Raw genomic sequence first — 16,991 nt, forward strand, 5'->3', positions numbered from 1 at the left:
ACCGTTCGTTTCGAGCGAAGTCGAGAAACGGCTACGGAGCGGCAAGCCCCGTTTCTCGACTTCGCTCGAAACGAACGGAGAGAGGAACGTGCGCATCGCTCAGAGCTCGAAGCTCTCGCCCAGGTACAGCCGCCGGACATTCTCGTCGCGGACGAGATCCTCGGGCGAGCCGGCGAACAGCACGCGGCCATCATAGATAATGTAGCCGCGATCGACGATGTCGAGCGTCTCGCGGACATTGTGGTCGGTGATCAGCACGCCGATCCCGCGCGACTTGAGCTGGATCACCAGATCGCGAATGTCCGAGATCGAGATCGGGTCGATCCCCGCGAACGGCTCGTCGAGCAGGATGATCGTCGGATCGGCCGCGAGCGCGCGGGCGATCTCGGCGCGGCGCCGCTCGCCGCCCGACAGCGCCATCGCCGGCGAGGTGCGCAGCCGGGTCAGCCCGAACTCGTCGAGCAGCTGGTCGAGCCGTGCCTGGCGCGCCGCCTTGTCGGGCTCGGCGAGCTCGAGCACTGCGAGGATGTTCTGTTCGACGGTCATCCCGCGGAAGATCGAAGTCTCCTGCGGCAGATAGCCGAGCCCCAGGATCGCGCGGCGGTACATCGGCAGCCGGGTAATGTCCTCGCCGTCGAGCATGATGCGGCCCGAATCGGGCTTCACCAGCCCCATCACCGAATAGAAGCAGGTCGTCTTGCCCGCACCGTTGGGCCCGAGCAGCCCGATCACCTCGCCGCGGCCGACCGAGACCGACACGTCGGTGAGCACCACGCGCTTGTCATAGGATTTGGCGATCGAGACGACCGCCAGCCCCTTGTCGGGGAGCGGTGCCGGATCGGCGACCGGCTGCTCGAGAATCTCGGCGATGTCGTTCATTCGTGCTTCCTGCGCGGACTAACTCGCACCGCATATAGGCGGTTGGCAGGATTCGTGCAGGAGAAAGCCCGCAATGAAAAGCGAAACTGCGGCAGTGCGGCGGAAAAGGGCGCTTATTGGCACCTTCATAGCGGGCCGGCGCGAGCGCTCAGCGCATCATTGCCCGCTACGCTTGGGCACCGAGAAGCGACCGGTGACGCGACCGCCCTGGCTCTGCGTCCCCGGCTGGCCCGGCGTTGCACTGGTCCCGCCGCGGACCCCTGAGCCGTCGATCGTCGCGCGGCCGGTATCCAGATCGATCGACAGCCGCCCGCCCGAGACGGTGTTGCCCGCCTGGCGCAGGCTCACCCCGCCGACCATCGTGATGACGCGGCGATTGAGGTCGTACACTGCATATTGCGCGCGCGCGCTCTGCTGGGGCCGGTTGACCGTGACGCCGCCGGCAGCGTCGAGCCGCGAGACCTGCGGCGAGCCTTCGCTGACCTGGCCGGTATAGCTCACCGTCACCCGCGCCGCGGTGAGCGTCATCTCGGCCTGGGTGATCCTGACGTTGCCGCTCAGGATCGCGCGGTTGGCGCGGTCCTGCAGCTCGATCCGGTCGGAGGCGACATCGATCGGCGCGTCGGTATTGTGGCGCGTCTGTGCGACCGCCGGCGCGGAAGCCAGCATCAGCATCAGCCCGAGGCCGGTCGGGACATAGCGCATCATCATCATTGCCTATTTGCCCGCCGCGGCTGGATGCGCAAGCGGGCTCTTCCTTCGAGTGAGACGGTGCGACGTTCGAGGTCGGCGGTCAGCTTGTCGGCACTGAATACCCCCGAGGGCGCATTGCCGGTGACCGCGCCGCCGCTTTCGAGCTTCCGCGTCTTGAGATCGACCGTCGCGTTCTGCGTGTTGAGAACATAGCCGTCGGAAGTCTGGAACTTGAGCGGCCCGTCGATCGCAACGCGCTCGGAGGTCATGTTGTAATGGCCGGTGTCGGCGCGAATCGAGGCGGGCCCGTCGTCGAGCCGGATCTCGGCGGCGAGATCGTTCAGCCGGACGATCGGCTCGGCCGAGCTGCGCTGGATCGCCGAACCGGCGTGGAGATGGAATGGCCGGCCCTTGCCGTCCGAGCCGCGATATTCAGCGGTGTCGATGCGCAGCCGTTCGGGCGAGATATCGACCTTGTTCTTGTCGAGCACGAAGCTCACGTCGCCCCCCATCAGCAGCGGCGCGACGACGAGAAACGCGCCGAGCACCGCGATGCCCAGCGGCAGTACGACCAGCCCGGTGCGCACGATGCGATCGTGGCTGCTGCCCGGATGGGCCCAGCCGCGCTTCTGCGAGCGGAGTCGCGCGGCGACGTCAGACATGGAAGGCCATGTCCGGCAGATAGTGCGGAAGCGGCCGGGCGCTAGATATGCGCAAAGATATCGACCTCGGGCCAGCCGGCGAGATCCAGCTCCGCCCGCCAGGGCAGGAAGTCGAAGGCGGCTTGGGCGAGCGGCATGCGTCCTTCACGCTCGAGACGCTTGTCTAGTTCCACTTTCATCGCATGAAGAAAGCGAACGTCGGACGCGGCATATTCGCGCTGCGCGTCCGAAAGCTCGGGCCCGCCCCAGTCCGACGACTGCTGCTGCTTCGAGATTTCCTGGCCGACCAGCTCGCGAACGAGGTCCTTGAGCCCGTGCCGGTCGGTGTAGGTCCGCACCAGCCGCGACGCGATCTTGGTGCAATAGACCGGCGCGGCGGTGACACCGAGATAGAAGCGGATCGCCGCGAGATCGAAGCGCGCGAAATGGTAGAGCTTGAGGCGTTCGGGATCGGCAAGCACGGCGCGCAGATTGGGCGCGTCATAGGATGAATGCGGGCCGAACCGGACGAGATGCTCGTCGCCGCTGCCGTCGGAAAGCTGGACGACGCACAGCCGGTCGCGCGGCGTGATCAGCCCCATCGTTTCGGTGTCAACGGCGATCGACGCGCCCGGAGCGAACACGCCTTCGGGCAAGTCTTCTTCATGGAAATGCACGGTCATCCCGCGCGCATAGGCGGGTTGGCAGTTTACCTCAATGCTTTGCAGGAGGCTTCGCAATACCCGCCTTCTTCTCCCGCGCTCGCCGCGACCAGATGTTGAGCATCTCGACGCCCGCGGAGAAGGCCATCGCGGTATAGATATAGCCCTTGGGAATATGCGCGCCGAAGCCCTCGGCGATCAGCACGGTGCCGATCATCAGCAGGAAGCCCAGCGCGAGCATCACCACCGTCGGGTTGCCGTTGATGAAATTGGCGAGCGGATTCGCCGCGAGCAGCATCACCGCCACCGCGACCACGACCGCGACGTACATGATCTCGACATGCTCGGTCATGCCCACCGCGGTCAGGATCGAATCGATCGAGAAGACGATGTCGAGCAACAGGATCTGGACGATCGCCGAGGTGAAGTTGATCGACACGACCTTCTTCTTGTCGAGCAGGTCCTCGCTCTCGCTGGTGTCGACCGAATGGTGGATCTCCTTGGTCGCCTTCCACACCAGGAACAGCCCGCCGGCGATCAGGATGAGGTCGCGCCACGAGAAGGCGGTCTCGAACGCGGGCTCGCCATGCGCCCCAAGCGGTCCGACGATGCCGAGATCGAACACCGGCGTTACCAGGCCGACGATCCACGCGATCATCGTCAGCAGCCCCAGCCGCATCACCAGCGCCAGGCTGATACCGATCGTGCGCGCCTTCTTGCGCTGTTCCTCGGGCAGCTTGTTCGACAGGATCGAGATGAAGATGAGGTTGTCGATGCCGAGGACCACCTCCATCACGATCAGCGTGACGAGCGCGGCCCAGGCGGCGGGGCTGGCGAGCAATTCAGCGATCGATTCCATCAATCACGTCCTCTGCCCTGCGATGAACTGTGGTGCAAGCGCCGCCATCTCCATGAATTTGCCGCAATCAGGACGATTTTCGTTCGCGCCCCGTACGTTTTTGGGCTATGTCCGATTCCGTGGCACTATTTTTTGTGCCCGAACACCTGCGTTTTTCGTCCGGCGCTTGGGTTTTGATTGCAGTATGGGCGAACCGGGAAGACGAACAGGGCATGAGTTTTGATCGAGGGCGCCGTGGGGATCGCGGCGGGCGCGGCAGAGACAAGCGCGACGGTTTTGGCGACGAAGGTGGCGGCGGTTTCGGCGGCGGTAGCAGCTTCGGCGGCGATCGCGGCGGCTTCGGCGGCGGCGGTTTCGGCGGTGATCGCGGCGGCTTCGGCGGCGGCGGTGGTGGCGGCTATGGCGGCGGCGGTGGCGGTGGCGGTGGCTATCGCGGCGGTGGTGGCGGCGGCTTCGGCGGCGGCGGCGGTGGTTTCCGCGGCGGCGGCGGTGGCGGCATGCCTCCCCAGGTCGTCGGCGAAGCGACTGGCGTCGTAAAGTTCTTCAACGCACAAAAGGGCTTCGGCTTCGTCGTTCGCGATGACGGCGGCGAGGACGTGTTCGTGCACATCTCGGCAGTCGAGCAGGCCGGCCTCACCGGCTTGGCGGAAGGCCAGCCGATGGGCTTCACGCTCGTCGATCGCGGCGGCCGCATCTCGGCGACCGATCTCAAGATCGACGGCGAGCCGATGCCGGTGACCGATTCGGGTCCGCCGCGCGATCGCGACGGCCCGCGCGCCGGCGGTGCAGGTGGCCCGCAGCGCCAGCTCACCGGCGAGAAGGCGACCGGCACGGTCAAGTTCTTCAACGCGATGAAGGGCTTTGGCTTCATCCAGCGCGACGACGGACAGCCCGATGCGTTCGTTCACATCAGCGCCGTCGAGCGCGCCGGCATGCCGACGCTCAACGAAGGCGACCGGCTCGAGTTCGAACTCGAGGTTGATCGCCGCGGCAAGTATGCAGCGGTGAACCTCACCCCGGGCAGCTGATCGCAGCAACGCCAATCACGAAGGGGCCGGGCGGCAACGCCCGGCCTTTTTCGTTTCCTCCGTCACCCGGCGACGGCCGGGGTCTCAGGCGGCAGGCGAACGGCACGAGGCACGAGATCCCGGCTTTCGCCGGGATGACGACTTGTAGTGCTACGCCAGCACTCGCCCCACGCGCACCAGCGTCCCGCTCGGATCGCTCACTGCGAACTCATAGGTGCCCCACGGCTTGCGCTCCGGCGCGCCCGGCGCGAGGATCAGCGCGCGCACGCGATCGGCCGCGGCATCGACATCCTCGACATAGAGATACAGCCCGAACGGGTTGGCTTCGACGTCCCCCGGCCATCCCGGCACCCGGTTGAGATGCAGGTGCCAGCCGCGCCCATCGGCGAGGATACGATAATGGCCATGATCGCTGACCACTTCGAACCCCAGCTTCGCATAGAAGCTCTCGCTCGCATCAAGATCGTCGCTCGGCAGGATCGCCACCACGCGGTGCGTTTCGCTCATAAGTGTCTCCGTTGATTCGTACGGCACCCTGCCCCGGCGGCGCGCGGCGCGCGAGTTTGAAACCGGCCTCGCGCCGTGCTTCCGGACGAAGCGCTGCGAATGTCCGCCGCGTCGCCGCCCGGATGCGCTACACGCGAATCGCATGGGCCACCCCGATCCCCGTCCCCGGCGCACCCGCGACGCGATCCTCGGCGCCTTCACGGCGCTCGTCCTGACCCGGCGCTACGATGCGCTCCGCACCGCCGATCTCATCGCCGCCGCCGACATCGGCCGGTCGACCTTCTACGAGCATTTCCCCAGCAAGGAGGCCGTGCTGCTCGCCGCAGTCGAGCCGATCCTGCGCACCCTCGCCAGCGCCGCGCTCGGTCGCGCAAGCAAGGCTCAGGTCCGCGCGATGCTCGAACATGTGTGGGAGCAGCGCGGCTTTGCCAGGATGCTCCTCGACGGCCGGACGGGTGCGAATCTGCAACGCCAGCTCGCGGCGCTGATCGCCGAGCGACTCGACACGGGGACCGACGCGACGATGGTGGCGACGGCCGCCGCCGCGGCGCAACTCGCCATGCTTCGGCTCTGGATCGGCGGCGCCGTGCCGTGCACCCCCGCCGAGCTGGCGCTGCGGATGCTCGCCTGCGCGGCGCTGGTCAGCGCGTCAGGATCAGCATCGCCCCGCTCAGGATCCCTGCCACCCCGATCGCCCGCCCCCACGTCACCTGCTCCTTGAGCACGAAGGTGGCGATCAGCAGCGCAGTGACCATCCCCGTCTCTCGCAGCGCGGCGAGCGGCGCGGTCGGCCCCAGCGCGAAGGCGCTCAGCGCCAGCCCGTAGGTCAGGATCGACAGCGCCCCCGCCACCACGCCCATCCGCCACTGGCTCCGCGCCGAGGCGAAGATCCGCCCGCGCGAGACCAGCGCGAACATCGCCACGGTCAGGCTGCCCATCAGCACGAACATCCATACGATGAAGCTGATTGGCGTTGGCGCGGCGCGTACGCCGTTCGCATCGACAACGGTATAGGCGGCGATCGTCACCCCGGTGAACAGCGCCCAGGCCAGCCCCTCGCGGCTGATATGCCGCCCGCCGACCAGTACGAACATCGCCGCGCCGATCAGCCCGATCCCCGCCAGCTCGCGCCCGCTTGCCGGCTCACCGAAAAGCCCGATCGCCAGCGCCGCGGTGACCAGCGGCGCCGTGCCGCGCAGGATCGGATAGGCGGCGGAGAAGTCACTCGCCTCGAACGCGCGGACCAGCGCATAGAGATAGGCGCAGTGAAGCAACGCCGTCGCCGCGAGCCATCCCCACGCACCTTCCGGCAGCGGCACCAGCAAGGTCGCCGGCAGCAGCAGCACCGCGCTCGATCCATCGATCACCGCGCGCCCGGCCATCTTGTCGCGGCCGCCCTTGAGGATCGCGTTGACCACCGCATGGATCGATCCCGACGCGATCATCATCGTCGGGGCGAGCCACACGGCGGTCATGCGAGATCCAGCGGCAATGCCGGGCTGAACTTGCGCCGTCGCTTGACGAAGCTGGTCTCGTAGCGCCGCACCACCGGGTCGGACGCGAGCATCTCGTCGGCGAACGCATTGAACGCGTCCATGTCCCGCACCGTCACCAGCAGCATCAGGTCGAACGTCCCCGAGACGTCGAGGAACAGCTGGACCTGCGGGCTCGCGGTCAGCCGGCGAAGCAGCGCTTCGACTGCGGCGAGTGCGTGCCGGTCCATCTGCACCTGCACCACCGCCGACAGGAACGGCCCGACCTCGTCGGACAGGATCGAGACGTCGGCCGCGATCGCGCCGCTCTCGCGCAGCCGCCGGATCCGCCGCGCGATGGCCGAAGCCGAAAGCGGCAGCTGCGCGGCGAGCTGGTCCGCGGTCAGCAGCGCATTATGCTGGAGCAGGTCGAGGATCCGGAAATCCATCGTGTCGCGCGTCGCGCCCATAATGTGCAGAAACATCCCTTTCCGTGCCAGAATTGTGCACGCCTGCACGCAACATTGCCTCCGCAACGCCACCCGCGCCAGCGCAGACTGCACGAACGTCGGGCGGGGCGGCGCCGGCGCGCAAATGGGAGGTTCGAAATGCGTATCGTTATTCTGGCCGCGGCACTCGCCGTCGCGGCTCCGCTGGCCCTCGCCGCGACGCCCGTAGCGGCGCAGAGCGCGGCAAAGTTCGATTCGCGCGCCGCGATCGAGAGCATCCGCAAGGCGCTGCGCGAGAACTACGTCGTCAAGGAGCGCCGGCCTGCACTCGACGCCGCGCTCGCCAAGGGCCTTGCCGGCGGCCGCTATACCGTGGCCGACCCGCAGGAATTCGCCATGCGCGTGAACGCCGACCTCGAGGCCGTCGCGCACGACAAGCATCTCAACCTGCGCCACAATCCCGAGCTGTCCGCGCAGATCGGCACCGGCGGCCAGCGCGACGACGCCACCGAATCGGCCTATTGGCGCGACCTCGCGCGCCGCCAGAACGAAGGCGTGCGCGAGCTTCGCGTGCTCGACGGCAATGTCCGGCTGATGCGATATGACGGCTTCTTCTGGAACGGCGAGGCGAGCCAGGCGGCGATCGACGCCGGCATGGCGTTCCTGCGCGGCGGCGATGCGATCGTCATCGACCTGCGCACCAATGGCGGCGGCAGCCCGGACGCGGTGCGCCGCCTCGCCAGCTATTTCGTCCCCGCCGGCGCCAAGCTCGTCACTTTCCACATGCGCGACGAGGCACCCGCTGTCTCGCATGCCGAGGCGTCGATCCCGGGCGGGCGGATCACCGGGGTGCCCGTCTATGTCCTCACCAGTGGCGGCACCGCCTCGGCCGCGGAGGAATTCGCGTCGCATGTCGCCGGCTTCGGCTTCGCCACCCTGGTCGGCGAGACCACCGCGGGTGCGGCCTATCGCAACGATTTCTTCGCGATCCCCGGCGGGTTCGTGCTCAGCGCCTCGGTCGGCCGCCCAGAGCTGCCTTCGGGCGGCGACTGGGAAGCCAAGGGCGTCGCCCCCCGGCTCGCGGTTGCGCCCGATCTGGCGCTCGACCGCGCGATGCAGGATGCGCTCGCCACTTTAGCCCCCAAGGCCAGCGGCCCTGCGCGCACCGAGCTCGAATGGGCGGCGGCCCGCTACGCCGCGCGCGCCGCACAGGCCCGGCCCGCGCTCCCGGCGAGCGCCTATGCCGGGCGCTATGGCGAGCGCACAGTCACTGCCGACGGCGCCGGCCTGGTCTATCAACGCGACGGCGGGCTGCGCACGGCGCTGATCTCGCTCGGCGGCGACCTGTTCGCGCTCGAACACGATCCGCGCGCGCGGCTCCGCTTCGTCTCCGCGAACGGCGCGGTCACCGGCTTCGTGCTGGAGCGCGCCGACGGCAGCAAGGTCGAGGCGAAGAGGGGGTAGGGCATTTGCCAGAACCCTTTCCCCTCCCTGCTTGCAGGGAGGGGTTAGGGGTGGGTTCAGCGACGGGCGAGGCTCGATGCCGCGACCGTCGCTTCGGTGCTTGGCGATAGAGTCTCTTGGCGCGCAGACGCGCGCACCCACCCCCAGCCCCTCCCTTTCAAGGAGGGGAGCCTTGAAACGCTACGTCGCCAACTTCCGAAGACCCTCGATCGTATCCGCCTCGCTCGCGGGCTTGTCGGTGCGGATTCGGCTGATGCGCGGGAAGCGCATCGCCAGCCCGGACTTGTGCCGCTTCGATTCGTGGATCGAATCGAACGCCACTTCGAGCACCAGTGCCTTCTCGACCTCGCGCACCGGCCCGAACCGGTTGACCGTGTGGTTGCGCACATAATGGTCGAGCCATTTGAGCTCCTCGTCGGTGAAGCCGAAATAGGCCTTGCCGACCGGGAGCAGCTCGCCGCTCTCGGTCCATGCGCCGAATGTGAAGTCCGAATAGAAGGACGAGCGCTTGCCGCTGCCGCGCTGGGCATACATCAGCACGCAGTCGGCGGTGAGGGGGTCGCGCTTCCATTTGTACCAGAGCCCGGCGCGGCGCCCGGCCACGTACGGCGAATCGCGGCGCTTGAGCATCACCCCCTCGATCGCCGCGTCGCGCGCCCCCGCACGGATATCCTCCAGCGCCGCAAAATCCGCCGCCTCTATCACCACTGAGACATCGAACCGATCCGGTTCAAGTTGTGGCGAGAAAGCCTCCAACCGCGCCCGCCGCTCGATCCAGGGCAGCGCGCGCAGATCCTCCAGGCCATCGAACAATATGTCGTAGAGCCGCACGAACGCAGGATAGTCTGCCAGCATCTTCGCCGGCACGACCTTGCGCCCGAGCCGCTGCTGGAGCGCATTGAAGCTCCCCGCGCCGCCCTCACCGCCCTGTGCCGTCCCCTTCACGAGCAGTTCGCCGTCGAGCACCCCCGGCGTCGCGAACGCCTTGGCCACTTCGGGAAAGCTGTGCGTGATGTCGTCGCCCGCACGGCTGTAGAGCCGAGTCTCGCCCGCGACATGGACCATCTGGACACGAATCCCGTCCCACTTCCATTCGGCGGCATAGTCGTCGAGGCTGACCTGCGCCTCCTCGAGCGGATGTGCGAGCATGAACGGGCGGAACACCGGCACATTCTCGGGCGTCGGCTGTGTCCCCCGTCCTTCGGCCCAGTCGAACAGCGGCGCATAGGGCGGCACCAGCCCGTGCCACACCTCCTCGACCGCATCGACGTCGAGCCCGAATGCGTTGGCCAGCGCGGTCTTGGCCAGCCGCGCCGACACGCCCACCCGCAGCGCCCCCATCGCCAGCTTGAGCAGCGCAAACCGTTCATCCGCCTCGAGCCGGTCGAGCATCCCTGCCAGCGCCGCGGGCGCATCGGACTTGGAGATCGTGCCGAGCACATGCACCACCTGCGACAGCGTCAGCGGTTCGCTCTCGACCGGCGGGGTCGCAGGCTCGGGCCAGAGCAGCGCGATCGTCTCCGCCGAATCGCCGACGAAATCGCGGCTGAGCGCATAGAGCACCGGATCGACGCGCGCCTCGATCAACGCGCGCACCAAGGCGGGCTTCACCGCGGGGAGGTCGAGGCTCCCGGTCAGCGCCGCCATCGCCCAGCCGCGATCGGGATCGGGGGTGGCGGCGAGATAGTCGCCGATCAGCCGCAATTTGGCGTTGCGCGACCGCGTGTAGATCAGGGCATCGAGCAGGTCGGCAAAGGCGCGCATCCGCCCTAAATGGTTTCGCGTGCCGATTTGTGCCACAGCCCCACGCATGGGGCTGCGCGCATTCGGAGTGATCGTGCTTGGCGCGCTGGCGTTCCTCGCCTGGGGCTATGCCAACAGCGTGCGCGATCCGATCGTTCGCCGCGCAAGCTTCGCCTTCGCCGACTGGCCTGCGCAAGCGCCGCCGATCCGCGTCGCGCTGATCAGCGATCCGCACCTCCAGGGCCCCGACATGCCGCCTGCGCGGATTGCCCGCATCGCCGCGCAAGTCGCCGCGCAGAAGCCCGACCTGATCCTCCTCGCCGGCGATTTCGTCGGCGATCGGTCGCTGCGCACGTGCGACTATTCCGATGCCGAGATCGCCGCCGCGCTGCGCCATTTCCGCGCCCCGCTCGGCACCTGGGCCGTGCTCGGCAATCACGATCACTGGCGCGACGGCCCGGCGATGCGGCGCGCGCTAAAGGCGGTCGGCATCCCGGTGCTCGACAATCGCGCAGTCCGCATCGGCCCGCTCACGCTAGCAGGGGCGGGCGACACGCATACCGAGAACGAAAACATCCCTGCGCTGGTGCGCTCGGTGGCGAGACTGCCGGGCCCGACCCTGCTCTTCGCGCACAGCCCCGACATCATCCCGCGCCTGCCGCCGCGCTTCGGCCTCGTCCTTGCCGGCCATACCCATTGCGGCCAGATCGTGCTGCCGCTGATCGGCGCGATCACCAGCGCCTCCAATTATGGCGATCGCTATCGCTGCGGCGTGGTCCGCGAGCCCGGCCGGATCACCGTGATCGGCGCGGGACTCGGCACCAGCGTGCTGCCGTTGCGCTATGGCGCGCTGCCCGACTGGTGGCTGGTCACGCTCGGCCCGCGTTCTTGAGCGCGCATCAGACCCCGAACGTGACATGCCCCTGCGCGTCGATCGTCCAGACCGGGTTCCACGCGATCTTCCAAGGGTCGCATCCCCTCTCGCGGCTGTCGTATCCTGCGGGTAAAGCGGGTGACGGCGCAGCGTCCGCGCCGGTTTTGAGGATACGCTTCATGAAGCTCGTCGCGATCTGCGCCGCTGCGCTCGCCTGCCTTCCCGTTGCCGCGCTTGCCCAGGCGGCGCCTGCGTCCGCTCCAGCCGCCGCTGCCGTTGCACCCACACTCGACACGCCGATCGAGGCGCTGGTCGCCAATCCCAAGTCCAAGGCGGTGCTCGACGCCGACATTCCCGGGCTCAGCACCCACGAGCATTACGAGATGTTCAAGGCGATGAGCCTGCGCGCGATCCAGCCGATGTCGAACGGCAAGATCACCGAGGACATGCTCAAGAAGGTCGAAGCCGACCTCGCCGCGATCAAATAAAGGCTGCCTGGGCTTCGAATCCCTTCAGGGCGAGACCGGCCATTTCGCCAGCAGCCCGCGATCGGTCATCCAGTCGGTGATCCGCGCGGGCCAGTTGCGGAGGCTCACCATCGGCGTGGTCTCGCCCATGTTGAAGGCGTGGCCGCCCGCCGCGTACATGTGCAGCTCGGACGAGGCCCCGGCGGCGCGATAGGCAGCCAGCAGGTCGAGGATCGGCTGCGAGCAGCATTGGTCGTCGTTGGTCGCGACCATCAGCAACGGCGGCGAAACCGGCGTAATCTTCTCCTCGGCGTGGAGCGGGCCGGGAAAGACGAGCACGCCGAAATCGGGCCGGGCGGAGAGCGCGTCGATCGCGTCGCGCTTGCCCGGCGCGGCGACGGGCGGGCTGAGCAGGGTCACCCGCGCCAGCTCGCCGCCCGCCGAAAAGCCGACCACGCCGATTTTGTGCGAATCGAGCTTCCATTCGCTCGCACGGCTCCGGATCGTCCGGATCGCGCGCTCGGCATCCTGCCGGGCATGTTCGAACTTGTAGGGCGAATCCTTGCCCCGGAAGAGCCGGTAGCGCAGCACGAATGCCGCGATCCCGCGCTCGTTGAACCAGCGGGCGGCATCGTTGCCTTCGCTGTTGATGACCAGGAATTCGTGCGCGCCGCCGGGCATCAGCAGCACCGCGGCACCGGTCTCACGGCCCGGCCGCGCGGGGAAATAGGTGATGCTCGGGTCGTTGACCGGCTTGAGCCAATAGCTTTCGGCCTGTTCGGGGATGTTCTTGCGACTCTCGAACCCCGGCGCACCATCGCGCCACAATGCGATACGCTGCGGCTTGGCGGGCGGATCCTGCGCCCAAGCCGGCGCGGCGATCAGGGCGAGCGCCCACGCGAACAATGCGAGCAGCTTGGGCATGCACCTCTCCGATCAATGCCGTCTTGTGCGGCGCCGGATGATGGTAGCGGTAACAGGTCGAGAGTCAAACCGGGGCTGTCGTGCGTTGGGCGGAGCGGATTGTTTCGTCTGGCCATGCTATGGAGCCAGGATGCGTTTGGCTGCCTTGTCCGTCGTCCTGCTTCTCGCCAGCTGTGTCGGCGGGGATCGCAACGAGCGCCCGGGACCGATCCGCGAGCGCCGCTCGGGCCCGGTGACGATCGCAAACCCCACCCCGCGCGAGACGCAGCAATGCTTCGGCGATCTGTCGCGCGAATCGGTGCGCTTCTCGCCGCTGCCCGATCGCGATTTCGGCAGCGGCTGCGTCGTCACCGGCGCAGTGCAATTGCTCGACATCGGCGTGCCGGTGACCAACCTCAAGTCGATGCGCTGTCCGCTGGCGCGGACCTTCATCGGCTGGATACGCTTCGCGGTGGCGCCCGCGGCGAAGCAGATGCTGGGCAGCGAAGTCGTCCGCGTCGAGAGCTTCGGCACCTATGCGTGCCGCGCGATCGTCGGCAGCCCGAGCGCGGGGAACAAGATCTCGCAGCACGGCCTGGGCAATGCCGTCGATATCGGCGGGTTCGTGCTCGCCGACGGCCGCAAGATCCGTGTCGAGGGTGGCTGGAACTCGAGCGACCCGGCGGTGCGCGACTTCTTCCGGACGATCCACAAATCGGCGTGCCGGCGCTTCCGCACCACGCTCGGCCCCGATTACAATGCTGCGCACTATAACCACCTGCACCTCGACATGGGCCGCGGACCTTTCTGCGCCTAGGCAAGCGCGCATGACGGGCGTAAGCCGGCCCGAATGAGCAACGATACACGCGTCCCGAGCCGCGTCTTCCGCCCCGCGCAGGAAGAAGCCGAAACCGCCAACACCAATAGCGGCACCCCCCAGACCGAGCATCCGGCCTATCGCCTCGCCTTCCAGGACATGGACTTCCTGCTGCGCGAGGATCTCCGGCCGGTGCGCTTCCAGCTCGAGCTGCTCAAGCCCCAGCTGATCCTCGACGCCGCCAATATCGCGTCGACCTTCGTCGTCTATGGCTCGGCGCGCATCCCCGAGCCGGAGAAGGCCCAGGCGCTGCTCGAACTGGCCGATACGCCCGAGCAGAAGAAAGTCGCCGAGCGGCTGATCGAGAAGTCGCGCTATTACGATGTCGCCCGCGAACTGGCGCGCACGGTGAGCAACTTCCCGCTCGACGAGGCGGGCAAGCGCCATTTCGTGGTGTGCTCGGGCGGCGGCCCGTCGATCATGGAAGCGGCCAATCGCGGCGCGCGCGACGTCGGCGCCGACACGGTCGCGCTCAACATCGTGCTGCCGCACGAACAGGCGCCCAACCCCTATGTTACCCCGTCTCTATCGATGCAGTTCCACTATTTCGCGCTCCGGAAAATGCACTTCCTGCTGCATGCGCGCGCGGTGGCGGTGTTCCCCGGCGGGTTCGGCACGTTTGACGAAAGCTTCGAGCTGCTGACGCTGATCCAGACCGGCAAGATCGATCCGATCCCGGTGCTGTTCTATGGCAAGGAATTCTGGCAGCGCGTCGTCAATTTCGAGGCTTTGTGCGAGGAAGGCGTGATCGGCCCGCGCGACCTCAATCTCTTCCACTTCGTCGAGACCGCCGAGGAAGGCTGGCAGATCGTCCAGGACTTCTGGCGCGACAAGCAGGCCAAGGGCTGACCCAAACAAAAAGGCCGCCCCGAGAGGCGGCCTTTTTTCTGTCGGGCGAAGTGGCTCAGTGGCCCTTCTTCTCCGCCTGGACTGCGGCCTGCGGATCCTTGGCCGGGCTGCCCTCGGCGGGCGTCGCCTCGTTCGAGAGGTTCGCCGGATCGGCGACATTCGCCTCCGCGGCGGCGTTGTCGGCAGCCGGCTCCTCGCCCGCGGCGGGTGCGGCTGGAAGCGGCAGGTTCGAGCCCTGCGAATTCAGATAGGCGATCACGTTCGCGCGGTCCTGCGGGTTGGCGATGCCGGCGAAGGTCATCTTGGTGCCCGGCGCGTACTTGCGCGGGCTGGTCAGCCACGCATCGAGCGCATCGAACGTCCAGGTGCCGGGCACGCCCTTGAGCGCGTCAGAATAGGCGAAGCCCGGGACATGGCCATGCGCCTTGCCGACCGAGGCATAGAGGTTCGGGCCGATGCCCGATGCGCCGCCCGCGTTGATCGTGTGGCAGGCGGTGCACTGCTTGAAGACCTGCTCGCCCTTGGCGACATCGGCGGCGGCGAGGCGGGTCGCGATCGGCGCGACTGCGGCCGCGCCGCCCTCGCTGCTCGCCTCGACGCCCTCGATCACATAGCCCATCTTTTCGGGGCGCTCGGAGTGGAAGACCATGCCGCTCACGATCGACAGGCCGAGCGCCGCAATACCGCCCGCCAGAGCCCAACCCGCAATCGTATTGAACCGGTCGTCCATCACATGCCCCTAAAACAAGTCGTTCGCCCTTTAGGACGGGGTTAAGGCGACCGCAAGCCGGGGTTGCCGTGCGAGGAGCGGGCGGCTAGCGCGCGCGATCATGGAAAATTTCGCCGCACCCGCGCGTCCGATCGTCGCCGAGATGATCGCCAAGGCCTCTGCCGAGCCGGGTCGCACGATCGCGTTCCAGGGCGCGCCGGGCGCCAATTCGCACATCGCGGTAGCTGAGGCGTTTCCAGACGGGCTGGCGCTGCCGTGCTTCTCGTTCGAGGACGCGATCGACGCGGTGAAGGAAGGCCGCGCCGACCGCGCGATGATCCCGATCGAGAATTCGCTCCACGGCCGCGTCGCCGACATCCACTTCCTGCTGCCCGAATCGGGCCTGGCGATCACCGGCGAGCATTTCCTGCCGATCCGCTACGGGCTGATGGGTATGGGCCAGGTCGAGCAGGTCCGCCAGGCGATGAGCCATCCCCAGGCGCTCGGCCAGTGCCGGCACTGGCTCAAGGCGCGCGGGATTTCGCCGGTCGCCTATCCCGATACCGCGGGGGCGGCGGCGGTTGTCGCCGATATGGCCGATCCGTCGGTCGCGGCGCTCGCCCCGCCAGGGGCGGCCGCGCTGTACGGGCTCGAATTGTTCGAGAGCGACTTCGCCGATGCCGAGCACAATATGACTCGCTTCGTCATCCTCGCACGGGACGAATTGCCGCTGCCGGTGGAAGGCCCGGTGATGACCACCTTCATTTTCGAAGTGAAGAATGTGTCGGCGGCGCTCTACAAGGCGCTCGGCGGGTTCGCGACCAACGGCGTCAACATGACCAAGCTGGAAAGCTACCAGCGCGGTGGCAGCTTCGCGGCGACCGAATTCTACACCGACATCGTCGGTGGGCCGGGCGACCCGGCAGTCGACCGCGCGCTCGAGGAACTGAAGTTCCACTCGAAGTGGATGCGCGTGCTCGGGACGTATCCCCAGGCGCGCGAACGGCCTTAGAATTTCCCATCCCTGAAAGGGAAGGGAGTCAGAAGCCCTCCACCCAAGCGCTCAGCAGCGTGTGCGCGATCGCATAGGAAGGCGGTGCGCCGAACGGAGCGTCGGGATCGCGGGCCAGCGCGCGGCGGACGTCGTCGCGGGTGAACCAGCGGGCGTCCTCCAGCTCGTGCACGTCGATCGCGATGTCGTCATTCTCGGCGGCGCCGATGCACGCGATCATCAGCGACGACGGGAACGGCCAGGGCTGGCTGGCGACGTAGCGCACCGCGCCGACGCGGATGCCCGACTCCTCCAGCGTCTCGCGGCGCACCGCTTCCTCGATCGATTCGCCGATTTCGAGGAACCCGGCGAGCGCCGAATAGCGTCCCGGCGGCCAGGCCGGCTGGCGGCCGAGCAACACCTTGTCACCGCGTTCCGCGAGCATGATGACGACGGGGTCGACGCGGGGGAAATGCTCGGCGTTGCAATTGGGGCATTGCCGCCCCCAGCCGGCGCGGAACACCGCGGTTGGCGTGGCGCAGACCGCGCAATAGCCGTGGCGACCATGCCAGTCGACCAGCGCGCGAGCGGCGGCATAGAGCGCGGCGTCGCCGGCGCGAAAGCGATCGAGCATCGCGAACAGCGCGGGTGTGCGGACATTGGGCAGCGGCTGGCCGTGCGGCGGCGCGGGCGCGAAGCACGGTACGCCCTCGTCATAGCCGAGGAACAGCAACTCGCCCGGCGCGGCGTCGAGCGGGGTCCAGACCAGCCGATCGTCCGCATCGAGTTCGGGATCGAGCCCGTGCAGCACCAGCAGTTGCGCGCGCGGATCGGCTCGCGCCGCGGCAAGCAATTCGGGTTCGTGGCGGACCCGGTCGGCACGGTCGAGCGTGCCGCCGGTGAAACCCGGCGCCGTCACGCGAT

The 16,991-nt window shown here is 67.8% G+C and carries 21 protein-coding genes; 8 read left to right on the plus strand and 13 right to left on the minus strand.

Annotated elements, in window-relative coordinates; genetic code table 11:
• Positions 1-99: 99 nt before the first annotated feature.
• The 5 genes from lptB to RZN05_RS17850 all read right to left on the minus strand — a co-directional run bounded on the left by lptB (position 100) and on the right by RZN05_RS17850 (position 3,734).
• On the minus strand, positions 100-879 hold the full coding sequence (gene lptB / locus RZN05_RS17830) for an LPS export ABC transporter ATP-binding protein (RefSeq protein WP_317228030.1): 780 nt from the start codon (positions 877-879) through the stop codon (positions 100-102).
• 156 nt (positions 880-1,035) lie between these two features.
• Positions 1,036-1,584, minus strand: coding sequence for an LptA/OstA family protein (locus RZN05_RS17835; RefSeq protein ID WP_317228562.1), 549 nt, complete (start codon positions 1,582-1,584; stop codon positions 1,036-1,038).
• 5 nt (positions 1,585-1,589) lie between these two features.
• Positions 1,590-2,234, minus strand: a complete 645-nt coding sequence (gene lptC / locus RZN05_RS17840; RefSeq protein ID WP_317228031.1) for an LPS export ABC transporter periplasmic protein LptC — start codon at positions 2,232-2,234, stop codon at positions 1,590-1,592.
• 41 nt (positions 2,235-2,275) lie between these two features.
• Positions 2,276-2,896, minus strand: a complete 621-nt coding sequence (locus RZN05_RS17845; protein ID WP_317228032.1) for a ribonuclease D — start codon at positions 2,894-2,896, stop codon at positions 2,276-2,278.
• Between the two features lie 31 nt (positions 2,897-2,927).
• Positions 2,928-3,734: a TerC family protein gene (locus RZN05_RS17850; protein ID WP_317228033.1), complete on the minus strand. Its 807-nt coding sequence runs from the start codon at positions 3,732-3,734 to the stop codon at positions 2,928-2,930.
• A 212-nt stretch (positions 3,735-3,946) separates the two neighbouring features.
• On the opposite strand from RZN05_RS17850, the gene RZN05_RS17855 reads away from it, so the two are divergent.
• The gene (locus RZN05_RS17855; protein ID WP_317228034.1) at positions 3,947-4,762 is read left to right on the plus strand and encodes a cold-shock protein; all 816 of its coding nucleotides are present in this window, start codon (positions 3,947-3,949) and stop codon (positions 4,760-4,762) included.
• Positions 4,763-4,912: 150 nt separating this feature from the next.
• Here the strand turns inward: RZN05_RS17855 and RZN05_RS17860 are convergent, their stop codons facing one another.
• Positions 4,913-5,269, minus strand: a complete 357-nt coding sequence (locus RZN05_RS17860; protein WP_317228035.1) for a VOC family protein — start codon at positions 5,267-5,269, stop codon at positions 4,913-4,915.
• A 142-nt stretch (positions 5,270-5,411) separates the two neighbouring features.
• Here RZN05_RS17860 and RZN05_RS17865 point away from each other — a divergent pair, with 142 nt between their 5' ends.
• Positions 5,412-5,990, plus strand: a complete 579-nt coding sequence (locus RZN05_RS17865) for a TetR/AcrR family transcriptional regulator (RefSeq protein ID WP_317228036.1) — start codon at positions 5,412-5,414, stop codon at positions 5,988-5,990.
• On the opposite strand, the gene RZN05_RS17870 is transcribed toward RZN05_RS17865, so the two are convergent.
• Both RZN05_RS17870 and RZN05_RS17875 read right to left on the minus strand, forming a co-directional pair.
• A complete protein-coding gene (locus RZN05_RS17870) occupies positions 5,911-6,744 on the minus strand; it encodes a DMT family transporter (RefSeq protein WP_317228037.1) in 834 nt (277 codons plus the stop codon). The genes RZN05_RS17865 and RZN05_RS17870 overlap by 80 nt on opposite strands.
• A complete protein-coding gene (locus tag RZN05_RS17875) occupies positions 6,741-7,226 on the minus strand; it encodes an Lrp/AsnC family transcriptional regulator (protein ID WP_317228038.1) in 486 nt (161 codons plus the stop codon). The genes RZN05_RS17870 and RZN05_RS17875 overlap by 4 nt, the downstream gene beginning before the upstream one ends.
• Before the next feature lie 123 nt (positions 7,227-7,349).
• Here RZN05_RS17875 and RZN05_RS17880 point away from each other — a divergent pair, with 123 nt between their 5' ends.
• The gene (locus RZN05_RS17880) at positions 7,350-8,654 is read left to right on the plus strand and encodes a S41 family peptidase (RefSeq protein ID WP_317228039.1); all 1,305 of its coding nucleotides are present in this window, start codon (positions 7,350-7,352) and stop codon (positions 8,652-8,654) included.
• A gap of 180 nt (positions 8,655-8,834) precedes the next feature.
• Here the strand turns inward: RZN05_RS17880 and RZN05_RS17885 are convergent, their stop codons facing one another.
• Positions 8,835-10,418: a cisplatin damage response ATP-dependent DNA ligase gene (locus tag RZN05_RS17885; protein WP_317228040.1), complete on the minus strand. Its 1,584-nt coding sequence runs from the start codon at positions 10,416-10,418 to the stop codon at positions 8,835-8,837.
• Between the two features lie 46 nt (positions 10,419-10,464).
• Between RZN05_RS17885 and RZN05_RS17890 the strand changes: the two genes are divergently transcribed.
• Entirely contained in the window at positions 10,465-11,289 is an 825-nt protein-coding gene (locus RZN05_RS17890; RefSeq protein ID WP_317228041.1) for a metallophosphoesterase, read from the plus strand.
• 7 nt (positions 11,290-11,296) lie between these two features.
• On the opposite strand, the gene RZN05_RS17895 is transcribed toward RZN05_RS17890, so the two are convergent.
• A complete protein-coding gene (locus tag RZN05_RS17895; RefSeq protein ID WP_317228042.1) occupies positions 11,297-11,452 on the minus strand; it encodes a hypothetical protein in 156 nt (51 codons plus the stop codon).
• Between RZN05_RS17895 and RZN05_RS17900 the strand changes: the two genes are divergently transcribed.
• A complete protein-coding gene (locus tag RZN05_RS17900; RefSeq protein ID WP_317228043.1) occupies positions 11,451-11,759 on the plus strand; it encodes a hypothetical protein in 309 nt (102 codons plus the stop codon). The two genes, RZN05_RS17895 and RZN05_RS17900, sit on opposite strands and share 2 nt — an antisense overlap.
• Before the next feature lie 24 nt (positions 11,760-11,783).
• Here the strand turns inward: RZN05_RS17900 and RZN05_RS17905 are convergent, their stop codons facing one another.
• The gene (locus tag RZN05_RS17905; RefSeq protein WP_317228044.1) at positions 11,784-12,662 is read right to left on the minus strand and encodes an alpha/beta hydrolase; all 879 of its coding nucleotides are present in this window, start codon (positions 12,660-12,662) and stop codon (positions 11,784-11,786) included.
• Between the two features lie 130 nt (positions 12,663-12,792).
• Between RZN05_RS17905 and RZN05_RS17910 the strand changes: the two genes are divergently transcribed.
• Together RZN05_RS17910 and RZN05_RS17915 are read left to right on the plus strand one after the other, a co-directional pair.
• Positions 12,793-13,458: an extensin family protein gene (locus tag RZN05_RS17910; protein WP_317228045.1), complete on the plus strand. Its 666-nt coding sequence runs from the start codon at positions 12,793-12,795 to the stop codon at positions 13,456-13,458.
• Between the two features lie 33 nt (positions 13,459-13,491).
• Entirely contained in the window at positions 13,492-14,367 is an 876-nt protein-coding gene (locus RZN05_RS17915) for an LOG family protein (RefSeq protein WP_317228046.1), read from the plus strand.
• 55 nt (positions 14,368-14,422) lie between these two features.
• Here the strand turns inward: RZN05_RS17915 and RZN05_RS17920 are convergent, their stop codons facing one another.
• The gene (locus tag RZN05_RS17920; RefSeq protein WP_317228047.1) at positions 14,423-15,097 is read right to left on the minus strand and encodes a c-type cytochrome; all 675 of its coding nucleotides are present in this window, start codon (positions 15,095-15,097) and stop codon (positions 14,423-14,425) included.
• 100 nt (positions 15,098-15,197) lie between these two features.
• On the opposite strand from RZN05_RS17920, the gene RZN05_RS17925 reads away from it, so the two are divergent.
• The gene (locus RZN05_RS17925; protein WP_317228048.1) at positions 15,198-16,088 is read left to right on the plus strand and encodes a prephenate dehydratase; all 891 of its coding nucleotides are present in this window, start codon (positions 15,198-15,200) and stop codon (positions 16,086-16,088) included.
• 28 nt (positions 16,089-16,116) lie between these two features.
• Here the strand turns inward: RZN05_RS17925 and nudC are convergent, their stop codons facing one another.
• A complete protein-coding gene (nudC, locus tag RZN05_RS17930; RefSeq protein ID WP_317228049.1) occupies positions 16,117-16,986 on the minus strand; it encodes an NAD(+) diphosphatase in 870 nt (289 codons plus the stop codon).
• Between the last annotated feature and the right edge of the window lie 5 nt (positions 16,987-16,991).

Source organism: Sphingomonas sp. HF-S4, from assembly GCF_032911445.1.
GTDB lineage: Bacteria > Pseudomonadota > Alphaproteobacteria > Sphingomonadales > Sphingomonadaceae > Sphingomonas > Sphingomonas agrestis.